The following is a 15,897-nucleotide window of genomic DNA, read 5'->3' as shown; positions in this document are numbered from 1 at the left end:
CGGGATCGGGGACAGCTAGCACGGAGATAGGGTGGCCACGAAGCCGCCGAAAGCCAGTTTAGACCGATTGTGATGCGTAACCTGCGTCAGGTCTTGCCCGGCGTTGGCGGCATCTTCGCCGCGCGCTCCAGCAGATCCTTGCCCAGGTCTTCCAGGATCGCCCTGGTCGCCAGGAACAGGCTGTGGCCCTGATCGGTTTCGATCGCGAGTGCTACCACTGCCGGCTGATTCGGATCCGGGATGAGCTGATACGCCCGGATCGGATAGGCCGGCAATTCCTGTTCTTCGGTGCCTTCGGCCATCAGGCCTCCAGCCTTGCCCGCTTCACGTCCGGCGGGGTTGCCTCCTCGACCAGTGCTGCAATCGCTTCAGCCGTCGGCAATACCGTCTGCCCTTCGCTGCCGAGGCGGCGGATGGAGACCGAATGGGCCTCGGCTTCCTTCTTGCCGACCACGAGCAGCGCCGGGATCTTCGCCAGCGAGTGTTCCCGGACCTTGTAGTTGATCTTCTCGTTGCGCAGGTCGATCTCGACCCGCAGGCCGGCGCGGCGGGCGGCGGCCGCGACCACCTTGGCGTATTCGTCGCCCTCGGAGGTGATGGTGGTGACGACGGCCTGCACCGGCGCCAGCCAGAGCGGAAAATTGCCGGCGAAATGCTCGATCAGGATGCCGATGTAGCGCTCCATCGAGCCGCAGATCGCGCGATGCACCATGACAGGTGCCTTCTTGGAGCCATCGGCGTCGATATAGAACGCGCCGAAACGCTCCGGCAGGTTGAAGTCGACCTGCGTGGTGCCGCATTGCCAGTCGCGACCGATGGCATCGCGCAGCACATATTCGAACTTCGGGCCGTAGAACGCGCCTTCGCCGGGATTGATCTCGGTCTTGATGCGGTTGTGGCCCTGGGTCTTGATCTCCTGCAGCACCGTCGCCATCACGCGCTCGGCGTGGTCCCACATCTCGTCAGTGCCGACGCGCTTCTCGGGCCGGGTCGACAGCTTGACCGTGAGTTCGCCCTCGAAGCCGAAATCGGCATAGGTCGACATGATCAGATCGTTGATCTTGAGGCATTCCTCGGCGAGCTGGGCTTCGGTGCAGAACACATGCGCGTCATCCTGCGTAAAGCCGCGCACGCGCATCAGGCCGTGCATGGCGCCCGACGGTTCATAGCGGTGCACCACACCGAATTCGGCCAGCCGCAACGGCAGGTCGCGATAGCTCTTCAGCCCGTGCTTGAAGATCTGCACATGGCCGGGGCAGTTCATCGGCTTCAGCGCGAACCAGCGCTTGTCCTCGGCCTCGTCGCCGGCCGATTGCGCCGCGAACATGTTCTCGCGGTACCAGTCCCAATGGCCCGAGGTCTCCCACAAACTCTTGTCGAGGATCTGCGGTGCGTTGACCTCGCTGTAATCGCCGGTCAGGCGGCGCCGCATATAGGCGATCAGCGCCTGGAAGATGGTCCAGCCCTTGGCGTGCCAGAACACGACGCCTGGGCCTTCCTCCTGGAAATGAAACAGGTCGAGCTCGCGGCCGAGCCGGCGGTGATCGCGCTTCTCGGCTTCCTCGATCTGCTTCAGATAGGCGTCGAGTTCTTCCTGCTTGGCAAACGCCGTGCCGTAGATACGCGTCAGCATCGGGTTGTTGCTGTCGCCCCGCCAATAGGCGCCCGCGACCTTCATCAGCTTGAAGGCGGTGCCGACCTTGCCGGTCGACGACATATGCGGACCGCGGCAGAGGTCGAACCAGTCGCCCTGGAAATAGATCTTGATCGGTTCGTCGCCGGGAATGGCGTCGACCAGCTCGACCTTGAAGGCCTCGCCCTTGTCGCGGAATACCTGTTTTGTCTTCTCGCGCGACCAGACCTCTTTCGTGAACGGTTTGTCGCGCGCGATGATCTCGCGCATCTTCTTTTCGATCGCGGCGAAATCTTCCGGCGTGAACGGCTCGTTACGGAAGAAGTCGTAGTAGAATCCGTTCTCGATCACCGGGCCGATCGTCACCTGCGTGCCCGGCCACAGCGTCTGCACGGCTTCGGCCAGCACATGCGCCGCGTCATGCCGGATCAGTTCCAGCGCGCGGGGATCGTCGCGGTTGATCAGCTCGATCCTGGCATCGTGCGAAACCGGATCGTTGAGGTCGGCGATGACGCCGTTCAGCGCCATCGCCACGGTGCGCTTGGCGAGCGACGGCGAGATGCCCTTGGCGATATCGAGGCCCGTGGTGTCCTTGGGATATTCGCGGGTGGCGCCATCGGGGAAGGTGACGGCGATTTTCATCTGGGGATCGGCCGGCTTCAAGTTCGCAAGGCCATACTGGAATCCCGGGGCAGGCGTGTTCTGGTCAGGCATATCGGTCTCCTCAAGCTCACTCCTGCGAACGAGCGCAGGTAAGCGGAAGCAGCGGTATAGCAGGGGATTCGGGCGTTGCAATCCGGTTCTTGAGCTGACGATGCCGGTCCCAGGGAGTGATTGAGGTTGCAATTCGTCGCTGCAAAATAAACGGCGTGGCCGGAGATCGTGCCGGTGCCGTTTGGCGGTCGTGACAATTGGCGGTCATCCGCTTGTCATCCAGGGCGGCAGTCTTCGACAAAGGGTTGCTAGGCAGACGTGCATTGTCTAGCCTCACTACCTGTTCCCGCACTTTGGCCTGGTTGTTCCGGTCTGATGATTTCCCGTCTTCTCCTCGTCGTCGCATTGCTGCTGATCCACGGCGAGCTCCGCGCCGAACCATCGGAAGCCGAAAAGCACGGATTTGCGCCGAAGTTCATCATTTATAACGCGAAGGGCCCGGCCGATTCATGCGGGCCGGGCTGCGATCGCTGGATTGCCGCTGAAGGCGAAGTCGACACGGAGGCTGCCGCGCGGGTTCGTCGCTTCCTTTCCGCAGTCAAAGACACGAAGCGTCCGATCTATTTCCATTCACCGGGCGGCGTTGTCGAGCAATCCTATGTCATCGGCCGCCTGCTGCGCAGCCGGAAGGCGATCGCGCGGATCGGCCGGACCGTAGCTGCCGCCTGCGCGGGGGGGACCCAGGTTGACGCGGCCTGTCTCAAGATCAAGACCGGCGGCGGTGAGGTCGAGGCTCAACTGGAGACTCGCAATGCGATGTGCAACTCGGCCTGCAGCTACCTGTTTCTCGGCGCCACGACGCGCGAGGTCGCGACCGACGCGGTGGTAGGCGTGCATAATTCCAGGCTGACACTGGTGGTGCACGGCCATCCGCCGCCGCGGCTGGAAGAGCAGTTCAGGGAACGCGGCATGGAAAAAGCCAACCGCGAGCGCGCGGCCTTTGTCGCTTCCATGGGCATCAGTCGTGAGCTGGACGACCTGATCAAGACCGTAAAATTCGAGAGCATTCACGCCCTGACACGGGCCGAACTTTACCGTTTCGGCATCGACACACGATCCACCATCGAAGGACCGTGGACGCTGGAGTCTTTGCCGCGCGGCAGTATTTTCAAGACCGCTCTCGTCAAAAAGCCCGATAGCTCTGATTTTCGAAGGGTAGGGTGGCGGCTTGCCTGTCGCAACGGGGATGGCGCCCGTCTCACATTTCTTCACGAGATCAGCAAGGATGTAAAACCCGCCAATTCGGTGGAGTTGCTGCTCGGTCCGGAGAAGCGGTTCTCTTTCCTCAGGGCGGGCGGTACGGCCGGCAACTATGCATTCTGGAACCTGATCATGGAGTCGGACACGCTGATAACTCTGCTGTCGACGCCGCGCGTACAGATCGAAGAAAATATTCAGCTGGCGAACGGCAATCCCACGCAGAGCAAACTGGAGTTCGACGCAGCCGGGCTCGAGGACACGTGGAAAAAGGTGGCAGCATCCTGCCGGGCCGGCGAACCGACGATCGTCCCGCGCTCTTCCGGGCCGCCCGCCTTCATCGCATCACCGGCGGCGCGTGTGACGGCCACACGGCCTGAACCAGGCAGCATGTGGCCCGGCGTGAAGCCGGTGTCGCCTGCGGTGGCAACGCCGGCCGCGCATTGATGGCATCGCGCGCGTCGGCCTAGATTGAGGTGGATGCAGTTGCATTAAAGTTGCCAGATGATATATGCACGCGGTGAAACGCTTCGCTCCCACTGCATTGATGCTCGGCAACATCGTCACCGGCTGCTCGGTACTGGCGCCGGCCGGCATGCTCAGGGAGTTGTCAGACGGTCTCGGCGTCAGCGTCACGACCGCCGGATTGCTGATTACCTTTGGCGCGGTGGTGCTGTGCATCGGCTCGCCGGTCTCCGCATGGCTGACCTCGAGGATCGAGCGCCGCACCTTGCTCACGGTGACGCTGCTGGTGCTCGCGCTCACCAATGCGGCCTCCGCTTTCGCGCCTGACTATGGCAGCCTGCTGGTGCTTCGCCTGATCATGCTGGCGGTCGGCGCCCTCTACACGCCGCAGGCGGCGGGAACCGCAGCCCTGATCGTGCCGGTGCAGAAGCGCGGCTCTACCATCGCTTATATCTTTCTCGGCTGGTCGCTCGCGGCGGCGATCGGTCTGCCGTTGATTACGTTCGTCGCCAGCCGTTACGGCTGGCGCACGACCTATGGCGGCATTGGCGTGCTCGGCTGCCTGAGCTTCCTGCTGCTGGCATGGCGCCTGCCGGGCGGACTGATGGGGTCGCCGGTCGATCTCAAGACATGGACCGATGTCGGCCGCAACCGGACGATCATATCGTTGCTTTCGATCACGACGTTGCAGATGTCCGGGCAGTTCGTGGTGTTCACCTTCATGGGGCCGCTGCTGGCTAAGTTGACCGGTGCCGGACCCGACGCGATCAGCCTGGCGTTCGCAGGCTACGGCATGTGCGGCTTCATCGGCATTGCGATCGCTACCCGGATCGTCGATTCCTGGGGCGCCTGGAAGACATCGGTATTGTTCACGGTGTTGCTGCTGGCCGGTGTCGCCGGGTGGGCGCTTAGCGCCGGCATCTATCCGTTGATGGTGGCGGCGGTTTCGATCTGGGGGCTGGGCTTTGCTTCGACCAATTCGATGCAGCAGGTGCGGCTGGTCGGCGCGGCACCACAGCTTGCGTCCGCCTCGGTGTCGCTCAACACGTCGGTGCTCTATGTCGGCCAGGCCGTCGGATCCGCGATCGGCGGTTTTCTGTACGCGCACGACCTCCTGCACGCGGCAGGCTACGTCGCGGCGGCCTTTGTCGTGCTGGCGCTGGTGATGGTGTTCCTGACCAAACCGAAGGAAACGATTGGTCGGGTGTGACCTTTCCCGAAAACCGTTATCGGAGTTAGTCCGATATCCGCGTCAGGATCGCCCGGAAACGAACGCCGGGCAATTGCAGCGCAGCGCCTTCGAAGTCCACCATGCTGCCATCCTCCGCCCCCTTCAGCGTCAGCGTGATCATGTCGGTTCCGAACAGCGGCTTGAACGCCGGATCGGCATTGTGGCGTTGCGTCGTCACCCTGGCTTGAAGGCCGTCGGGCTTGTCGGCATAGCTTCCGATAAAGGCGAAAGCCGAATTGCCGCCGCGGGGCTTGCCGTTGATGGCGTAAATCACGCCGGTGCCGGTTCCATGAACAGTATGAAATTCAACCTTGTATAAGCCTTCCTGCAATCCCATCCCCGAAATTGCATCCCCTGATGGCCGTACCCTATGGCGCGTGCGTTCGCCGAACAATGCGGCGTGACGCAAATCACGCGACCATCAACATCACATCTTTATGCGAAGCTTTTTCGCGCGAAACCGTGGGTAGGGGGAGTTAGGACAGCGCGGCGCCGGTTACCGGTTCGCAGGCGACGGCGCGCTGGCCATTCTGGTGAACGCCGGCTGTTCGGCCATCTTCGCCAGAACTTCCTTGACGGGATGTTCCGTCCAGGCTTGCGTCACGTAATCACGATGCCTGACGCCGTCGCGCGTCTGCACGAACACAACGCTGCCGGGCCGTAGCGGTCCATCCATGTTCTCGGTGACGGTAATGCCCTTGCCGCGGAGCATCTCCATCAGCTCCCGGTCGCGCGGCTTGGTGTAGCGGGTGTAGGAACTGACGAAGAAGCCGGAACGGTTTTTCTCGATCCACGATGCGAACTTGTCCAGTTCGCCGTAAACGGCGTCGAGCAGGAACACGCCGCGGACGCGGTTGGAGACGCCACCGACCTCAAGGCTCCACGCGGTCGGCAGGAAACCGCCGCTGTAGCCGATGATCACGATCGGCATGTTGGCGAAGGTCTGCGCCGACTTCGGATCGCCGTAGAGACGGGCGAGGTGGCTGGCCGACTCATCGATGAAGCGCTTGAAGCCGCCGGGCTCCCAGAATTTTCCGGCGCTGGAATCGGCGGCGTCGACCGCGAGCTGCGGCGCCAGCAACACGGCGTTGACGCCCGAATCCGAGATCTGCTGCGGAACCAGTTGCCGGTCGCGAACGTCGCGCTCCAGCGTCGCGCCGTTGCCGTGGAAGAACACCACGATCACGCCGGGCTTGCGGGCATCGAACGTCTCGGGGACATGTACCAGCACGCGGTTGTCGTTGTAGGTCTCATTTTGCCAGTAGACCCGGCCACCGTAGCTGCGGTGGCCCTTGCGTTCGCCGTTCGAGATATTGAGGAACGGGGCGTCAGAGCGCGGATTGTTGCCGAAATAGGGGAAGGCGGACGATTTCATGCTGACCAGCGTGGTCAATTCTTCGCGCTCGGTCGGCTTGGGAAGGGTCAAGGTCGGGTTCAGCGATGCCACCCGGATCGGCTCGGTGCGAACCGTGCGCTGCTGGGGCGGTGCGAGCGCGACCTGCTTCTGAATCTGGGTCAGGCTTTCGTTCGCGGTGGGGAAGCGGTCGTTGAATTGCGGCTTGGGGAAGCGTTCATCGAAGCTGTCGCCGGCGCCCTGCGAGTTCGCCGCCAGCATGCCGGCGCTTGGTGCCTTGCCGCATTGAACCAGAACGAACGACAGCGGCACAAACAACGCAGCCATCGCAAGCCAGTGCCGCCGAACGGGTAAGACATGGTGTACGGGCAGGGCATGACGACGTGTGCCCGGCAAAGCTGCCGGGTAGGCACGATCAGCAATCTGGAATTTCGGATTAGCTCCGACCATCCACCCCTTGCCCCAAGAACTACCCAAGAGATCAACCGTTAACGGCGTATCCTCGTACGTGTTTAGGCGACGTTAAGCTTCCGGAAAAACTCCCCACATCCGGAAGCCATAAGGAGACCATGAAATCGTGTCGCGATTGTGGGCCTGCCACGCGCCTTTCGCAAAGTCGCACCGCGCCGGCCATGGCGACAATTTGGCGAAAGGTATTTAGACACCGAATCTGACTTCGATTTAAATCATTGTTAACGCTGCTTGAATTGGGCGGCTGCAGCCTGCACCATGAAGGCATTCAGGCGTGCGGCACTGAAGGTACGGTCCGATATGGCGGCATCAGATACGGGAAGCGCGGCTTTGACCGGACCGCTCCCCGGCAGCGGCTCGACCGTTTCGGTCCTGGTAGCGATCGCGATTGTCGTCGCCGACATGATCGGCGTCGGCGTCTTCACCAGCCTCGGATTCCAGGTCAAGGACATCCCGTCCGGCTTTTCGATCCTGTTGCTGTGGACCGTCGGCGGCGTGGTCGCCCTGTGCGGGGTATTTTCCTACTCGGAGCTCGGCGCGATGTTTCCGCGCTCGAGCGGCGAGTACAACTTTCTCGGCCGGGCCTATCACCCGGCCTTCGGTTTTCTGGCCGGTTGGGTGTCGGCCACTGTCGGCTTCGCGGCGCCGGTGGCGCTGGCCGCGATGGCGTTCGGCGAATACGGCAAATCGGTCTTCCCCAACGCGCCGCCGCTGTTGCTTGCTGTTGGCGTGGTCTGGCTGGTGTCGCTGGTGCAACTGACCGGCGTCCGCCACTCCTCGACCTTTCAGTTGATCGCGACCATCCTCAAGGTGTTGCTGATCGTGGCCTTCCTGGTCTGCGGATTCGTGATCGGCACGCCGCAGCCGGTCAGCTTCGCGCCGTCCGCTTCCGACTTCAGCTATATCGCCAGCGCGCCGTTCGCGATCAGCCTGGTGTTCGTGATGTATTCGTTCTCCGGCTGGAACGCCGCGACCTACATCATCGGTGAGGTGCACCAGCCGGAGCGCAACGTGCCGCGCGCGATGCTGACGGGGACGTTGATCGTGCTGGTGCTGTATGTCGCACTCAATGCCGTGTTTCTGCACACCGCGCCGATCGGCGAACTGGCGGGGCAACTCGATGTTGCCCGGATTTCAGGCAGTCACATTTTCGGCGCGTTCGGTGGCCGCATCGTCGGCGCGATGATTTGCCTGGGGCTGATTTCCTCGATCAGCGCGATGATGTGGATCGGACCGCGCGTGATGATGACGATGGGCGAGGACATTCCGATATTGCGGGTGTTTTCCGTCAGGTCGACCGGTGGCGCACCGGCCTACGCGATCCTGTTTCAACTTGTCGTCGCGACGCTGATGCTGTTTACGCGCAGCTTCGAGGCCGTGCTCGACTTCATCCAGTTTGCGCTGCTGTTCTGTTCGTTCTTCACCGTGCTCGGCGTCATCAAGCTGCGCATCACGCAGCCGAACCTGCCGCGGCCCTATCGCGCCTGGGGATACCCGGTGACGCCAGCGGTTTTCCTGCTCGTGACCGGTTTCATGATGTACTATCTTTTGACCCAGCGCCCATTGCAGTCGGCCTTTGGTATTTTGATCATGCTTTCAGCACTTTTGATTTACGCCGTTTTCCGCCGGCGGGCAGGCGAGCCCGCGACATCGGTGCCGGGTCGCGAATGAGCATGATGCAATCTGTGCGAGTTGTAACCCTGGTCGCTGCGTTCCTGTTCGCGGCCGTATCTTCCGGCCGTGCCGCCGACGCGGCAAGCATCGACGACACCGCGAAATTTCTCGCCGGAATGATGCCGTCGGCCGACTCGCCGCTGATGCCGCTCACCAAGGACCCCAGCTGGCAGCGGCACGCAAAATTCTTCGATTCAGCCTTCGCTCAGCTCGAGCAGCGCCAGATATCAAGAATTCGCGCCTGGTCGGACACCAACCTGGCGGCGCCGCGGCCGACCATGTTTTACATGTTCTCGGGACCGGATTTTCTCTATGCCAACGCCTTCTATCCCAAGGCGACGACCTACGTGCTGGCCGCGCTGGAACCGCCGGGCTCGGTGCCGGATCTGACGAAATTGCCGCGCGGCGGCATCGGTGCGGCGCTCTACAACGTCGAACACTCGATGGGTTCGATCCTGAGCTTCAGCTTCTTCATCACCAAGCAGATGAAGGTCGATCTGCATGCCGGCCAGATCAGCGGCACCTTGCCGGTGCTCTATGTGTTTCTGGCGCGCTCGGGCAAGACGCTCAAGTCGGTCACGCCGGTGACGATCGACGATCAGGGCGTGGTTCATCCGGTTGGCGAAGGTCCGGCCAGTGCGGTGCGCGGGACGCGCATCATGTTTGCAGGCGCCGATGGAGCCGAAAAGACTCTGTATTATTTCTCGACCGACCTTTCCAATTCCGGCGTCAGGGCGAGCGGCTTCCTGAAGTTCTGCGCCACGCTGGCGCCCGGCAACAGCCTGATCAAGAGCGCGTCCTATCTGCTGCACTCCGGCAATTTCACCACGACGCGCGATTTCCTGCTCGCCAACAGCACCACCATCATCCAGGACGACTCCGGAATTCCGCTCACTTATTACAGCGCGAAGAAATGGCGGTTCTTCCCGTTCGGCCGTTACGCCGGACCGATCAGCGAATTCCCGGGGCGTTATCAGGAATCCTACGCCGAACTGTTCCGGCGGGCGCAGCCCATCGATTTCGGCATCGGCTATCGCTGGCGGACGCATGAATCGAATGTGCTGCTGTCGGTCAGGCTACCGGATGACGGCACCACGAGTCCCGCGGCGACCTCGTCGACAGAGCCGCCATCACCGCCGCCACGCCCGCGGAAACCGCGACCGCCTGCGCCGGTCGGGCCGCAGCCCAGAAACGGTTTCTTCTGGTTCGGCCGCTGATCGCGTCGCTTCGATTGCCATCGCGCCTGCAATTACCATCGCACGCTTTGGCTGGGCACGATGAAGGCTGTCGGATTCTGTGGCTCGGGTCTGTCGCCGAAGTAACGCCAGGCGGCTACGATCACGACGATCAACACAAGGATCGCCAGCAAGTCGATCTGCCGGGGGTCATGGCTGTGGCTGATTTTCCAGCGCATTGTTTGCTTCCTCCCTGCGGGAGCATCAAAACAATGTGCGACGGGAACCAAAGTTCCACGCGGGTCAGCAATGCGAATGCATCAGGCGTTGACGCCGCGCCAGCGTCCGTAGCGCCATGGCGCATACCACCGTGCGTTCGGCGGTCTCGTCTGCGGTACGTTATCGATCCCGGAAGTTCCCCAGGGCTGGCAGCGCAATATCCGCGCCAGCGTCATCCAGCCGCCGCCCCATAGTCCGAAACGTTCGATCGCCTCGTCGCCATAGACTGAACATGTCGGCAGGTGCCGGCAGTTGTAACCGACCAGCGGCGACAGCGTATGTCTGTAAACCCAGATCAGCGCGCGGCCGGCGTTGCGCGGCAGGCGCTGCACGGTGCTGGCACATTCCGTGCATAGTTTGTGAGGTGACGAAGGGTGATCTGCTGGCGACATGTTGAACTATGTACGTAGTTTTCCGGTGGTTCCCAAGCAGGGAACCAAGTCCGCGCAGATATTTACGCCACAGTTTGCAATTATCGCACCGCGCGAGCGGCGCTGCAGCAAAGGTCTTATGGACGCTACACGTCAGCACGGTTACCGTTTTGATAACGCTTCGATGACAGAATCAAGAAGCGTTAATCGGGGGCCATTGCCACCGCTCGTTTATCGGGCTTGGGGGAAGGAACCAAATTGAGGTTTGTCAGGTCGCAAAAAATTCGCGGCTGGGCGCTTCTCGGCGCCACCGCCATCTGTCTCGGATTGCCGGGCGTGATCACGACGCTGGGCAATTCGGCGCTGGCCGGCACGACCCTTGAAGAACGTAAATTGCCGATGCACTTCAGCTGGGCCGCGTGTCAGCCCGACTGCAAGGGTTGGATCTCCGCCGTCGGCATCGTCACCTCTGACAGTCCCAAGGAATTCGACGAATTCGCGCGTGACCGCCAACTCGACGGCGCCACCATCGTGCTGGATTCCAGCGGCGGTTCGGTCAACGATTCCATCGCGCTCGGACGGCGTTTCCGCAGTCTCGGCGCGATGACGACGGTCGGCGTCACGGTGCGGACCCAGACCGCGCAGGGCGAACGCGCCCGCATCGTGCCGCACGCCTGGTGCGAGTCGATGTGCGTGTTCCTGCTGCTCTCGGGCAAGGCCCGTTACGTGCCGGAAGAGGCCCACGTCCGCGTCCACCAGATCTGGATGGGCGATCGCGCCGACGATGCCAAGGCGGCAAGCTATAACGCGCAGGATCTGATGATCGTGGAACGGGACATCGGCCGTCTCGCCAAATACACGTTTGACATGGGCGGCGCCGGCGATTTGTTGTCGCTCGCACTCAGCGTGCCACCTTGGGAAGACCTGCACGAATTGTCGGCGACCGAGTTGCGGCTGACCCATCTCGTCACCACTGACGCGGTTGCCGATGTGCTGCCACATGACAGCTCGTCGATCCCGGTGGCCGAATTGAAACCCACTGAGGTGAAGGCCAAGCCGACCCAGGACCGCTTCGTCAGTTCCGCGGTCGAAGGCGATGCGCCGCCGCAGGTCGTGAAATCAACCAAGACCGCCGAGGCGGTGGTTCCGACCGGCGGTGCGGCGACCGGGCCGGGCCAGGCCGGGAAGTAAAGTCAAACTGCACAAACGGTGTCATCATCCGCCTTGTGCGCAATTGCGCACTGGGGCGGATGATCCAGTACGTCGCGGCTTTTGAGATCAATCGAGAATTCACGGCGTACTGGATGCCCGCCGGAGCCTGTCATCGGGCTCGCCGAAGGCGAGACCCGTTGGCGGGCATGACGACTTACGCCAAGGCCGGCTGGCTGGCCTTGGCTTCGATCTGGCCGATGGCGTCGACCACGGCGTCGAAGGTCAGCATGGTCGAGGCATGGCGGGCCTTGTAGTCGCGCACCGGTTCGAGCAGGCCGATATCGGCCCATTTGCCTTGCGGCGGGCTGCCGTTCTCCTTCAGCATCTTGCGCACGGTCTCGCGCAATTCGCGCAGCTCACCGGCGGTCGAGCCGACGACGTGGCTTGCCATGATCGAGGAGGAGGCCTGGCCGAGTGCGCAGGCCTTTACGTCATGGGCGAAATCGGTGACCACGGGCCCGTCCATCTTGAGGTCGATCTTGACGGTCGAGCCGCACAGCTTGGAATGGGCGGTGGCGCTGGCGTCGGGATCGGGGAGGCGGCCGAGGCGGGGGATATTGCCCGCCAGTTCGATGATCCGCTTGTTGTAGATGTCGTTCAGCATAGATCGGGGTCCCGGGCGGGCCTGCGTAAGTGCCCTTGTATGTCCCTTGGCGACAGGGTTTCACCGTCCTATATATGGACAGGAACGACGGAAAAACAGCCCGGCCGTTTCGCAGGCGGCACCCGAAACGGCAACAAATTCGGCTGCCATCGTATAATATGATGGGACTCAGGCGCCCGGCGGCCAAACCGCCCCGTCTGCCCGGTGACACTCCGGTCCCAAGGACCGGTCGAACGGAGAAGACATGGACGCGCTGATCAAATCCCTCCGCCCCGGCAAGGGCTCCGAAATCAAGGCGCCTGACGTGGCGCCGGAACCCCGCCCCGCCGAGCTCGATCCCTCTGAATTCCTGGCCGCCGCCGTCCGCGCCGACCAGCCGCGCCCGTCGCGTGCCGAGGCCGAAGCGGCCGTGCACACGCTGCTGAACTATATCGGCGAGAACCCCGCCCGCGAGGGTTTGCTGGATACCCCGCGCCGCGTGGTCGAGGCCTTCGACGAACTCTATCAGGGTTACCACCAGTGCCCGGCCGAGGTGCTCGACCGCACCTTTGGCGAGACCGCGGGCTATGACGATTTCGTCCTGATCCGCGATATCGAATTCACCTCGCAGTGCGAGCATCACATGATGCCGTTCTACGGCAGGGCGCATATCGCCTATACGCCGGTCGAACGGGTGGTGGGCTTGTCGAAGCTGGCGCGGCTGACCGACATCTTCGCACGCCGCCTGCAGACCCAGGAACATCTCACGGCGCAGATTGCAGCCGCCGTCGACGAAATTCTTAAACCCCGCGGCGTTGCGGTCGTGATCGAGGCGGAGCATACCTGCATGTCGGTGCGCGGCGTCGCCAAGCACGGTGCGATGACGTTCACCAGCCGCTATACCGGCATGTTCCGCGACAATCCGGCGGAGCAGGCGCGTTTCCTGTCCATGGTGCGAGGGCTGCGCTGACCCTCGCTTCGATTTCCGCGAGGGCTGCCCGTGTCTACTGCTGATATCCAAGACGCTGAAACTAAAGACCGCGAGGAGGGGCTGGCATTCCAGCCCAAATTCGACGCGTCGGGTCTTCTGACCTGCGTGGCGACCGATGCCGTGACCGGCGACGTGCTGATGGTCGCACACATGAACGACGAGGCGCTGCGCAAGACGATCGCGAGCGGCGAAGCCTGGTACTACAGCCGTTCGCGCCAGGCGCTGTGGCGCAAGGGCGAGAGCTCCGGACACACCCAGCGCGTGATCGAGATGCGAATGGATTGCGATCAGGACGCGATCTGGATTCGTGTCGAGCAGCACGGCGCGGCCTGCCACACCGGGCGGCACTCCTGCTTCTATCGCAAGATCGACGGTGCCGGCGGCGACACACGGTTGTCATTTGTCGATGCGGACAGGCATTTCGATCCGGCCGACGTGTATCGCAAATAGATTCAATTGATCCATGTCAAAACCGGGCAGCGAAGCCATTGAGCTTCGTTGCTACCGTGGAGGTGATGTGCAAGTGTTCCATCTCGTCGTCGAGATGGGGCAATAACGGTGACGCATCGATTCCTGCCGATAGTTTCGCTGCTTGCTTCGATCGCGCTGCCGCTTGGCGCTGTGCAGGCGCAGACACCCGCCACCGAGCGCGCGCCCGACACCATGGCCGCGCGCGTGTTGGCCTGTGCGTCGTGTCACGGCGCCGAGGGCGAGGGCACCAGCGACGTCTACTTCCCGCGTTTGGCAGGCAAGCCGGCAGGCTATCTCTACAACCAGCTGGTGGCGTTCCGGGACGGGCGGCGAAGATACCCGCCGATGAACTATCTGCTGGAATTCCTGCCCGACGAATACCTGAAGAAGATCGCCGAACATTTTGCCTCGCTGCGGCCGCCGTTTCCGCCGCCGGCCATTCCCACCGTCAGCAAGGAAATCCTCGCGCGCGGCGAGCAGATCGCGACCGGCGGCGATCCGCAGCGCGGCGTGCCGGCCTGCGCGGGCTGCCATGGCGCGAGCTTCGGCGGTATGGAGCCGGCGATCCCGGGTCTGCTCGGCCTGCGCGCAAGCTACATCAGCGCGCAGCTTGGCGGTTGGCGTTACGGCACACGGACGGCGGCGGTACCCGACTGCATGCAGATCGTCGCAGGCCTCCTGACCGAAGACGACGTCAAGGCAGTGGCCGCCTACCTGTCGTCGCGTCCGGCGCCGACGGACCCGTCGTTCGCCAAGCAAGGCAGCCTGCCGATGCCGCTGGCATGCGGCAGTGAGCCGAACTGAAAAGGAGATCGCGCCTGTGCCGAGAACCTTGAAAGCGCTGCTGCCGGCCTTCGCCGCCATGTTGCTGCTGATCGGCGTGACACAGGCCAATGCGCAGGATGCGGCGCTCCTGAAAAAGGGCGAATACCTCGCCCGTGCCGGCGATTGCATCGCCTGCCACACCGCGCGTGAAGGCAAGACCTTTGCCGGCGGCCTGCCGATGAAGACGCCGTTCGGCACGCTCTATACTTCGAACATCACGCCCGATCCGCAAACCGGCATCGGCATGTGGACGTCCGACCAGTTTTTCCAGATGATGCACAACGGGCGCTTCCCCGATGGCGGGCTGGTCTATCCGGCGATGCCGTTTGCGTCCTACACAAAGGTAACGCGTGAAGACAGCGACGCGATCTACGCTTACCTGCGTTCGATTCCGCCGGTGAAGCAGCCCAACCGCGAACACGACTTGAAATTTCCCTTCAACAACCGCTCGCTGATCCTCGGATGGCGCACGCTGTTCTTCAGGGAGGGCGAGTTCAAGCCCGATCCGACCAAGTCCGCCGACTGGAACAGGGGCGCCTATCTGGTCGAAGGGCTCGGCCATTGCGGCATGTGCCACACCGCGATCAACGCGCTCGGCGGCAGTTCGGAATCGCAGGCCTTCGAGGGCGGGCTGATTCCGATGCAGAACTGGTACGCACCCTCGCTGACCTCGAACAAGGAAGCCGGCCTCGGCGACTGGAGCCTCGAGGAAATCTCCGACTATCTGCGCAAGGGCGTTTCGACCCGCGGCGCGGTCTACGGGCCGATGGCGGAAGTGGTCTACAACAGCCTGCAATATCTCAACGACGACGACACCCGCGCGATGGCGGTCTATCTGAAGAGCCTCGCGCAGGGCACATCGCCGGAGAAGCCGTCGACGCCGCTGCCGTCGGCGGAAAGCAGCCTGCTGCTCTCGCTCGGCAAGCAGATCTACGATCGCGAATGCGCCAGTTGCCACGGCGCGGTGGGGCTCGGCATGCCGCCGCACTACCCACCGCTGGCCGGCAACCAGTCGATCCAGATGGTTTCGGCCGTCAACGCCATCCGGATGGTGCTCAATGGCGGCTATCCGCCGGGCACGTCAGGCAATCCGATGCCCTACGGCATGCCACCGTTTGCGCACCGGTTGTCCGACGACGAGGTCGCGGCGGTCGTTACCTACATCCGTACGTCCTGGGGCAATCGCGGCGAGCCGGTTTCGGCGCGGCAGGCCAATGAACTTCGCGCGGCAACGCTGAACTGAGGCGCGTC

At 62.8% G+C, this 15,897-nt stretch carries 16 protein-coding genes; 9 read left to right on the top strand and 7 right to left on the bottom strand.

The features are described 5' to 3' along the window. Positions 1-86: 86 nt before the first annotated feature. Both BLS26_RS04385 and thrS read right to left on the bottom strand, forming a co-directional pair. Positions 87-302, bottom strand: coding sequence for a hypothetical protein (locus tag BLS26_RS04385; protein WP_092508759.1), 216 nt, complete (start codon positions 300-302; stop codon positions 87-89). Continuing rightward, complete coding sequence (gene thrS / locus BLS26_RS04380) at positions 302-2,347, bottom strand: threonine--tRNA ligase (protein ID WP_092508757.1); 2,046 nt, start codon at positions 2,345-2,347, stop codon at positions 302-304. The genes BLS26_RS04385 and thrS overlap by 1 nt, the downstream gene beginning before the upstream one ends. A 315-nt stretch (positions 2,348-2,662) precedes the next feature. Here thrS and BLS26_RS04375 point away from each other — a divergent pair, with 315 nt between their 5' ends. Beyond that, positions 2,663-3,991, top strand: coding sequence for a hypothetical protein (locus BLS26_RS04375; RefSeq protein WP_092508755.1), 1,329 nt, complete (start codon positions 2,663-2,665; stop codon positions 3,989-3,991). A gap of 64 nt (positions 3,992-4,055) precedes the next feature. Beyond that, positions 4,056-5,219, top strand: coding sequence for an MFS transporter (locus BLS26_RS04370; protein WP_092508753.1), 1,164 nt, complete (start codon positions 4,056-4,058; stop codon positions 5,217-5,219). Between the two features lie 25 nt (positions 5,220-5,244). Here BLS26_RS04370 and BLS26_RS04365 read toward each other — a convergent pair whose 3' ends face one another. Together BLS26_RS04365 and BLS26_RS04360 are read right to left on the bottom strand one after the other, a co-directional pair. Continuing rightward, positions 5,245-5,577, bottom strand: coding sequence for a GrlR family regulatory protein (locus BLS26_RS04365; protein ID WP_092508751.1), 333 nt, complete (start codon positions 5,575-5,577; stop codon positions 5,245-5,247). Between the two features lie 159 nt (positions 5,578-5,736). Next, positions 5,737-7,044, bottom strand: coding sequence for an alpha/beta hydrolase (locus BLS26_RS04360; RefSeq protein ID WP_172804542.1), 1,308 nt, complete (start codon positions 7,042-7,044; stop codon positions 5,737-5,739). Positions 7,045-7,365: 321 nt separating this feature from the next. On the opposite strand from BLS26_RS04360, the gene BLS26_RS04355 reads away from it, so the two are divergent. Both BLS26_RS04355 and BLS26_RS04350 read left to right on the top strand, forming a co-directional pair. Beyond that, on the top strand, positions 7,366-8,736 hold the full coding sequence (locus tag BLS26_RS04355; RefSeq protein WP_092517607.1) for an APC family permease: 1,371 nt from the start codon (positions 7,366-7,368) through the stop codon (positions 8,734-8,736). Between the two features lie 5 nt (positions 8,737-8,741). Continuing rightward, on the top strand, positions 8,742-9,956 hold the full coding sequence (locus tag BLS26_RS04350; RefSeq protein WP_371361063.1) for a hypothetical protein: 1,215 nt from the start codon (positions 8,742-8,744) through the stop codon (positions 9,954-9,956). A 32-nt stretch (positions 9,957-9,988) separates the two neighbouring features. Here the strand turns inward: BLS26_RS04350 and BLS26_RS36230 are convergent, their stop codons facing one another. Further along, positions 9,989-10,153 (bottom strand): hypothetical protein, encoded by a 165-nt coding sequence (locus tag BLS26_RS36230; RefSeq protein ID WP_172804541.1) that lies wholly within the window; start codon positions 10,151-10,153, stop codon positions 9,989-9,991. An 81-nt stretch (positions 10,154-10,234) separates the two neighbouring features. Then, positions 10,235-10,585, bottom strand: a complete 351-nt coding sequence (yidD, locus tag BLS26_RS04345; RefSeq protein ID WP_092508745.1) for a membrane protein insertion efficiency factor YidD — start codon at positions 10,583-10,585, stop codon at positions 10,235-10,237. Positions 10,586-10,822: 237 nt separating this feature from the next. Here yidD and BLS26_RS04340 point away from each other — a divergent pair, with 237 nt between their 5' ends. Next, the gene (locus tag BLS26_RS04340; protein ID WP_092517605.1) at positions 10,823-11,755 is read left to right on the top strand and encodes a hypothetical protein; all 933 of its coding nucleotides are present in this window, start codon (positions 10,823-10,825) and stop codon (positions 11,753-11,755) included. A gap of 175 nt (positions 11,756-11,930) precedes the next feature. Here BLS26_RS04340 and BLS26_RS04335 read toward each other — a convergent pair whose 3' ends face one another. Continuing rightward, positions 11,931-12,380, bottom strand: coding sequence for an iron-sulfur cluster assembly scaffold protein (locus tag BLS26_RS04335; RefSeq protein ID WP_092508743.1), 450 nt, complete (start codon positions 12,378-12,380; stop codon positions 11,931-11,933). 244 nt (positions 12,381-12,624) lie between these two features. Between BLS26_RS04335 and folE the strand changes: the two genes are divergently transcribed. The 4 genes from folE (at position 12,625) to BLS26_RS04315 (ending at position 15,889) form a co-directional block, all read left to right on the top strand. Next, positions 12,625-13,329, top strand: coding sequence for a GTP cyclohydrolase I FolE (gene folE / locus BLS26_RS04330; RefSeq protein ID WP_092508741.1), 705 nt, complete (start codon positions 12,625-12,627; stop codon positions 13,327-13,329). Between the two features lie 30 nt (positions 13,330-13,359). Continuing rightward, a complete protein-coding gene (gene hisI / locus BLS26_RS04325) occupies positions 13,360-13,800 on the top strand; it encodes a phosphoribosyl-AMP cyclohydrolase (protein WP_244541840.1) in 441 nt (146 codons plus the stop codon). Positions 13,801-13,950: 150 nt separating this feature from the next. After that, a complete protein-coding gene (locus BLS26_RS04320) occupies positions 13,951-14,625 on the top strand; it encodes a cytochrome c (protein ID WP_371361062.1) in 675 nt (224 codons plus the stop codon). A gap of 58 nt (positions 14,626-14,683) precedes the next feature. After that, positions 14,684-15,889, top strand: coding sequence for a cytochrome c (locus BLS26_RS04315; protein WP_092517599.1), 1,206 nt, complete (start codon positions 14,684-14,686; stop codon positions 15,887-15,889). The last annotated feature ends 8 nt before the right edge of the window (positions 15,890-15,897 follow it).

Origin of the sequence: Afipia sp. GAS231 (assembly GCF_900103365.1) — a bacterium.
Lineage (GTDB): Bacteria > Pseudomonadota > Alphaproteobacteria > Rhizobiales > Xanthobacteraceae > Bradyrhizobium.
This window is presented reverse-complemented; position numbering and strand designations above follow the sequence as displayed.